The 6,100-nt window shown below is 45.3% G+C and carries 5 protein-coding genes; all 5 read left to right on the forward strand.

The features are described from left to right. The first annotated feature begins 63 nt into the window (after nt 1-63). Nucleotides 64-1,563 (forward strand): ABC transporter ATP-binding protein, encoded by a 1,500-nt coding sequence (locus tag V1L65_RS25815; protein WP_331702172.1) that lies wholly within the window; start codon nt 64-66, stop codon nt 1,561-1,563. Beyond that, nucleotides 1,556-2,623 (forward strand): ABC transporter permease, encoded by a 1,068-nt coding sequence (locus tag V1L65_RS25820; protein ID WP_331702174.1) that lies wholly within the window; start codon nt 1,556-1,558, stop codon nt 2,621-2,623. Before V1L65_RS25815 ends, V1L65_RS25820 begins: the two co-directional genes overlap by 8 nt. Further along, complete coding sequence (locus V1L65_RS25825) at nt 2,607-3,530, forward strand: ABC transporter permease (protein ID WP_331702175.1); 924 nt, start codon at nt 2,607-2,609, stop codon at nt 3,528-3,530. The genes V1L65_RS25820 and V1L65_RS25825 overlap by 17 nt, the downstream gene beginning before the upstream one ends. A 317-nt stretch (nt 3,531-3,847) precedes the next feature. Continuing rightward, nucleotides 3,848-4,576, forward strand: coding sequence for a nucleoside phosphorylase (locus V1L65_RS25830; RefSeq protein ID WP_331702176.1), 729 nt, complete (start codon nt 3,848-3,850; stop codon nt 4,574-4,576). Beyond that, nucleotides 4,533-6,083 carry an MFS transporter gene (locus V1L65_RS25835; protein ID WP_331702177.1) on the forward strand — a complete coding sequence of 517 codons (1,551 nt, stop codon included), beginning with the start codon at nt 4,533-4,535 and terminating at the stop codon, nt 6,081-6,083. Before V1L65_RS25830 ends, V1L65_RS25835 begins: the two co-directional genes overlap by 44 nt. Nucleotides 6,084-6,100 lie beyond the last annotated feature (17 nt).

Genomic DNA, 6,100 nt, shown 5'->3' on the forward strand with positions numbered 1-6,100 from the left:
AGTAATGATTGACGCCGGCTGCGATATTTAGCAGCCGGCTTGCTTATTGAAAGGAGCGTCTACATGCTGCTGCAGATGAATCGAATCACGAAGCTGTATGGTGCAGTTACAGCGAACAACGATGTAAACTTCTCTTTGAAAAAAGGGGAAATACATGCGCTTATCGGCGAGAACGGCGCAGGGAAGACAACTCTAATGCGCATTTTGTATGGCATGGAAACCCCGACTAGCGGTGAGATCGTAGTCAATGGAAAAGAAGTGTATTTTCATAATCCTACAGATGCAATAGCGCACAAGATAGGCATGGTGCATCAGCACTTTATGCTTTTTCCTGCTTTTACGGTTGCTGAAAATATCGTAATTGGAAAAGAGCCCAAAAACAGATTTGGCTTTGACCGCAAGGCGGCAGCCAAAGAAGTCGAAAAACTTAGCAAACAATACGGCATGCCGATCGATCCATGGAAAATAGTCGGGGAATGCTCGCTGGGCATGCAGCAGCGTGTAGAAATACTTAAGGTTTTATATCAAGGCGCCGAGACTATTATATTGGACGAGCCTACGGGCGTGCTCACTCCTATTGAAGTAAAAGAGCTGCTTGCAGCCATTCGAGAGCTCGCCAAGCAAGGCAAGAGCTTTATTCTTATTAGCCACAAGCTGCAGGAGGTAATGGGTGTAGCGGACCGCATTACTGTTATGCGCGATGGCGTTGTGACTGGAACGGTGAAGGCTTCGGAGACAAGTGAAGAGCAATTGTCAAGAATGATGGTCGGGCGCAATCTTGTGCCTCTCGTAAGGGAAGAAAAACCACAAGGAAGTGTGGTGCTTTCTGTTGATCATTTGCAGCTAAACGGTCATAAGGGAAAACCGATCTTAAGTGATATTTCCTTTCATGTAAACGAAAATGAAATTGTCGGCATCGCTGGCATATCGGGCAATGGCCAATCGGAGCTGCTGCAGGTGATAGCGGGATTAAGCAAAGCGGATAGCGGAAGTATTAAGCTGCTTGGCAAGGAGCTTTCAGGGAAGCCGGTTGCTGAAATTCGGGGGCAAGGGCTCGCTCATATACCGGAGGACCGTTATCAATGGGGCGTTTCGAAAGACGCGACTGTGCTCGAAAATGGCCTCATGGGCCACACCAAGACACATACGCGCGCAGGAATTTTGACAGGCTCGACCATAAAAGAGATGATCGGCAAGTGGGTTGACCATTTCAAAATTAAAACGGAATCGCTGTCTACAAAAGCGCAAAATTTATCCGGCGGCAATTTGCAAAAGCTCATCATTGCCAGAGAGCTTGCGCATGGCACTCCTTTTCTAATTGCAGCTGAGCCGACTAGAGGCGTCGATGTGGGGGCAATGGAAATTATTCATGGCGAGCTTCTGAAAAGACGCGGGGAGGGCGGCGCGATACTGCTCGTTTCCTCGGAATTGACAGAAATCATGAAGCTGTCTGACCGCATACTTGTTATGTTTGAAGGGGAAATTGTCGGCGAAATAGCTGCGGAAGCAGCGACGGAAGAACAAATCAGCTTATTAATGGCAGGAGGTAAAGCGGTTGGATAAGCTACGAAATTTCGGAAAATCTTTATGGCAGCCGCTGCTTGCCATTATAATAGGGCTTCTTGTCGGCGCGATCGCGATATTAGTCGTTGACGGATCGATTATAGAAACCTATGCGCAAATGTGGAAAGGTGCTTTCGGCAGCTTCTATTACTTTACGAATACATTAAGCAGGGCTACGCCAATTATTCTAATAGCGCTAGGTGTTTCACTGGCTTTTCGGGCAGGATTTTTCAACCTTGGCTCAGAAGGACAGCTTGTATTTGGAGGCTTATGCGCAGCGATAGCGGCTATTTATTTTCCAGGCCCAGGCTGGGTCAAAATTGTTATGGCTTTGCTGGCAGGTATTGTAGCGGGCGGGCTATGGTCAGCCTTTGCAGGTTTTCTGGACGCGAAGTTCCGCATGAATTTGTTAATCACGACTTTATTATTGAATTATATAGCTACTTTATTTACCCAATATATCGTCGCTTATCCACTGATGGACCGTTCCGGCTCAGCGGCAATGCATCAGACGGTAAAAATTGATTCTAGCGCGATGCTGCCTAAGCTATTCGCAGGAATGAGCGTGCATGCCGGGTTTATCATCGCGATTGCAGCTGCTATTTTGCTATTTTTGTATATGAAATACACAAGCTCAGGCTATCGTTTGAGAATGCTTGGCGGCAATCCGCTGTTTGCCGGTTATGGCGGCGTTAACCGCAACCGCTTGATGCTGCTTGGCATGTTTGCCAGCGGAGGTTTTGCAGGACTTGCAGGCGCAGTTGAGGTGCTTGGCACGCAATATCGTTATCTGGATGGCGCACTCACCTCGCCAGGCTATGCATGGTCCGGCATTATGGCGACCTTGCTGGCCAGATCGCATCCAATCGGGGCAGTGTTTGCCGCATTATTCCTTGCTGCGCTGCAAACTGGCGGAATGGGGATGGAGCGCAATACAAATGTGCCGCTCGAGGTTTCCGACATTATTCAAGCCGTATTGATCTTGTTTATATCCGCACAAATTACGCTGTCGTTTATTAAAAGAAAGAAAGCGAGGTCAGAAAATGGATCAGCTGTTTAATATCTCGCTTTTTGCTTCCATACTTCGCGTAGTTGCTCCCATTTTACTTGCCGCTTTGGGCGGTGCGATATGTGCGCGAGTTGGCTTGTTCAATGTTGGCTTGGAAGGCATGATGTTAACCGGTGCTTTTACAGCTATCGTCGGCAATTACTATACTGGCAATATTATAGTAGCGGTGCTGTGTGCTATCGTAAGCACAATGATCGTTTCGCTTTTATTCGGCTATATGAGCATTCATCTAAAAGCAAATGTTATTATAGTCGGCATTTCGATCAACTTTTTGGCCCTCGGCTTGACCACCTTTGGCCTCCGGGCAATTTTTCACACGAAAGGCGCATACTTCGATAAAAATATGGTAGGGCTGCCTAAGTGGAATATCCCTCTTATCGATCAAATTCCATGGGTTGGCAAGGTGCTGTCCGGACATTCACCGCTTGTTTATTTATCCATCGTGCTTGTTTTTGCATTGCATTGGTTTTTATTCAAAACAGTAACAGGCTTCAGGTTAATAGCGGCAGGCGAGAATGCGACCGCATCGAGAAGTCTTGGTCTTCGCGTAGCCAAGCTGCAATACTTAGCAGTTCTGATGTGCGGAGTATTGTGCGGTCTAGCAGGAGCGCAGCTGTCGCTCGGCAATGTCACGATGTTCAGCGAAGGCATGACAGAAGGGCGCGGATTTATTGCGTTAGTTGCTACAATGCTGGGACAATCCAGTCCGTTTGGCGTTGCGGGCGCCAGCCTGTTGTTCGGTTTTATGGAATCATTAAACTTCCGCCTGCAAGGCTTTTCAGTGCCTACCCAAATTTCAGCAATGCTGCCGTATGTGATGACGCTTATTGCTATGCTGGTGTTTAAAGATAAGAGCTATTTGCAGGAAGCAAGAAAATCGAATGACAGCTCAAGATAATAATTCATAATAAGTAAGTGTTCAAAAAGTCTGGTTTTCAGAATAATAGCGTATGCTTCCGATGCTGCGTTTTTTTCAAAAACGCTGTAGAAGGTTGTATGAAGCTAGAAATTGGAGGCGCGGAGCGTACTTAAAGGTACGTGGAAATTTCGGGAAATACCGGGCCCCGCGAAAGTAATCGGAATTTACATCGAAGCTTATCTTCACTTTTGTGGGTATCTTAAAGATTCGATGTCGAGATGCTTCCTGAACTACTTCGTTATCAAAATCGGACTTTTTGAACTACCTCTATAAGATGATTAAGGGAGATGAAGGATATGTTTTTATCAATACTTGAAGTTGAATCAGAATTGCTGCCGGAAATTGCGCTCGTATGCGGTGATCCTCGCCGCGCTGCTGTTATCGCGCAGAAGCTTGACAATGCCAAGGAATTAGCTTTTGCTCGCGAATATCGTACGTTCGTAGGCGAATATAATGGGGTTCAAATAGCTGTTGTCAGCCATGGCGTTGGCTCACCTGGCGCAGTCATTTGCTTTGAGGAATTGATTAAAGGCGGAGTAAAAACGATTATTCGCGTTGGAACAGCCGGTTCTTATTCCGCTGATCATCCTGCAGGGAGCCTTGTTGTAAGCACAGCAACTGTGCGTGCTGAAGGCCTAACGCATCAGCTTGTTCCAGACGGCTTCCCGGCTGTCGCTGACGGCGATGTTGTACAAGCGCTGTACGAATCAGCAACGGAGCTTGGCGGCATCGTTAAAAAAGGAATTACGATTACGCTGGATGTATTTTTTAAAGGAGTAATTGAATTCCCTCATAAGCTTTATAAGCAGGCAGGTGTCCTTGCAGTAGAAATGGAAATTGCAGCTTTATATGTAGTTGCTGTATTGCGCGGAATTCGTGCAGGTGCAATTGTGGCCATCGATGGTTATGCCGATTCCGATTTGGCAGCAGAATACAATCCCCATACTGACGTTGTCGCTCAAGCTGTGGAACGCGAAATTAATGCTGCACTTAATGCAGCAGTTAAGCTGGCTTCAACAAAATAAAAATACTAATATTGAAAAGCTTCAAGCACTGTGCAAGCAGCAGCTTGAAGTTTTTTTATTAATGGCAAAAGGCAGATTTCACATCTTATATTCTAGCAAAATTGCATATGCCAAATTGAGCAGCTTGCTGACAAAATTCACATCAAATAAAGTACAACATGTGGTACACTATATCCAATTGAATATTTTTGGACTACATAGAGACGAGAGCTTGGAGCAACGGGGGATGCTGAAGATGGGACTCGGTATAAAGCTGGCTAATCGGTGGACAACGATCAATCCTTTCAAAGGAGGCGCCGTTCCGCCAGAACGAAGACTTGGAAAGGACGCAGTTACAGCTTTAATTATCCATTGCTGCTTTCAGTTTGGAGCATCAATGTCTGGGTTGTTCTTGAACTTGTATTTATGGAGGCTAACGCAGGATTTAGTTGTAAATGGGCTGTATAATATTATTTTGTACTGTATTACGCCTTTTGCATTTGCGGCAGGAGGATATATCGCCAAAAAAACGGATCGGATGGTCACCTATCGATTAGGCATCATGATGATCGCTTTATTTTATTTGATGGTGATTATTGCTAGAGAGCAGGTAGTAAATTACTATATTTGGTTTGCTATATGCAATGGCATCGCGTCTGGTTTTTATTGGACCGGGTATTTGATCTTGCAGTACGATGTGTCTACCGATTCCAATCGGATTCGTTTTTTGGCCATCAATATGGTTGCGTTTAATTCGGCCGGACTGGTCGGGCCGGCTTTGGCTGGCTATGTCATACAGCGCAGTGCTGGCCTTGAAGGATATATTATTATTTTTACGATCGCTTTTATTATGTTTGTTTTAGCAGCAGTAATCAGCTTCCGCATACCAGCGATTATTTCTCATCATAAAGCCTATTATTTAAAATTTGTCGGCATCGTAATGCGTAAAAATCGCAGATGGGTGAAGGGCTTGTTTGGCTTTTTGGTCATCGGGTTATTTCAAGGCATTATGCTCTTTTTACCTAATATATTACTTTTCAAGGCTGTTGGCAGAGAGGACTGGGTAGGCTATCTGGGCGTGTTTTTTGCTGGAGTAACCGTAGTGACGGGCTATGTGATTTCCAAGAAAGCTTCCAAGGAGAATGTCAGCAAATATATTGTCCTATCCACTACAGGCGTTGTGCTCGGAGCCGGCTTGCTCTTATTTGAAGTGAAATTGTGGTCGGTCGTTATTTTTATGATTTTATTTTCGATTTGTAACCCGTTAATCGTGAATACTTTATCTTCTTATTATTATCGTATAATGGGCTATCTTCCGCTAAGGGGACAGCTTCGGGTAGAATCAGTTGTAATGCGCGAGGTGTTTATTAATGTCGGCAGAGTGATATCCATCTCAGCGCTGCTTATTTTTGCAGGAAATCTGGAATCCTTTTTGCTCCCGTTAATTTTGTTTTTAACCGCTGTTATGCAGTACGCGCTTCTGTTTCTAGTAACAGATTCGGAGGAGTCAGAGCCGATGCGAGGCTAAAAAGGAAGAAGCAAAAG

This window comes from Paenibacillus sp. IITD108 (genome assembly GCF_036541265.1).
Taxonomy (GTDB): Bacteria; Bacillota; Bacilli; order Paenibacillales; family Paenibacillaceae; genus Pristimantibacillus.

Coding starts and splice junctions, on each gene's coding strand:
- V1L65_RS25815 (WP_331702172.1), top strand. CDS start 64: ATGCTGCTGCAGATGAATCGAATCACGAAGCTGTATGGTGCAGTTACA.
- V1L65_RS25825 (WP_331702175.1), top strand. CDS start 2,607: ATGGATCAGCTGTTTAATATCTCGCTTTTTGCTTCCATACTTCGCGTA.
- V1L65_RS25830 (WP_331702176.1), top strand. CDS start 3,848: ATGTTTTTATCAATACTTGAAGTTGAATCAGAATTGCTGCCGGAAATT.
- V1L65_RS25835 (WP_331702177.1), top strand. CDS start 4,533: ATGCTGCACTTAATGCAGCAGTTAAGCTGGCTTCAACAAAATAAAAAT.